General features: G+C 55.3%; 1 protein-coding gene. It reads right to left on the minus strand.

What is annotated here, in order from left to right; genetic code table 11:
- Window position 1: 1 nt before the first annotated feature.
- Window positions 2-523, minus strand: coding sequence for a MarR family winged helix-turn-helix transcriptional regulator (locus tag NW843_RS13325; RefSeq protein WP_414523191.1), 522 nt, complete (start codon window positions 521-523; stop codon window positions 2-4).
- Window positions 524-778: the final 255 nt, after the last annotated feature.

Genomic DNA, 778 nt, shown 5'->3' on the forward strand with positions numbered 1-778 from the left:
CCTACGGGTACAGTGCGGGGCTCCTGCGATTTCTAGCTGACAGATGGGCGATCAGCCGATCCACCAACCGCGAGAGGGTTGCCTGTTCTTCTGGGCTGAGACAGCCGTAGGTTTGCTCCCGCAACTGCCAAATCAGAGGGGGTAAAACGTCTTTCAGCTCCTCCCCTGCAGGTGTGAGGTAGACCCGCCAAATCCGCCGATCCTCAGGATCTCGCTGCCGCCGGATCAGCTCCCGTTTTTCCATGCCATCCAACACCCCGGTCATGGTGCCCCCCAACTGCTGCAAGCGCTCACAAATAGTGGAAGTCGGGATCCCGTCTTCTTCCCAAAGGCAGCAGAGCACCACCCAATGGGAGATGGTCAGGCCAAAAGGCTCCAAATGAGACTGCAACTTCCGCCGCACCAATTGAGACAACAGCCGAATGCGGTAGCCCAGGGAGTTGGGGGCGAGAATGTCATGCCACCGTTCCAGGAAAGCCTGCTTTTCCGATTGAACCATCTCCCCGGTTTGACTGTTTCCCATCGGCGGCCTGGAATGCTCGGAATCTAAATCGCCCTATTTTATCTTTTACTGAGGAGAAGGAGAGAAGGAGCTTACGGTTTGCCGAGAAGGTTGTGTGATCTGCAGTACGGCCTAGCCCTTGCACAGCCAACAGACGATCTGCGGCCATTACAGTTGCAAAAGATATCCATAAAGATATCCATCAGGCCATACAACATTTTTTGGCTACCCATCAGCTAGAAATTGCAGGAGCCCCGCACTGTACCCGTAGGGTCG

Source organism: Synechococcus sp. R5-12 (assembly GCF_047502655.1).
Classification (GTDB): domain Bacteria; phylum Cyanobacteriota; class Cyanobacteriia; order Thermostichales; family Thermostichaceae; genus Thermostichus.

What these genes read in the sequence shown, in the direction of transcription:
- NW843_RS13325 (WP_414523191.1), bottom strand. Translation starts at nt 523, where the DNA reads ATGGGAAACAGTCAAACCGGGGAGATGGTTCAATCGGAAAAGCAGGCT.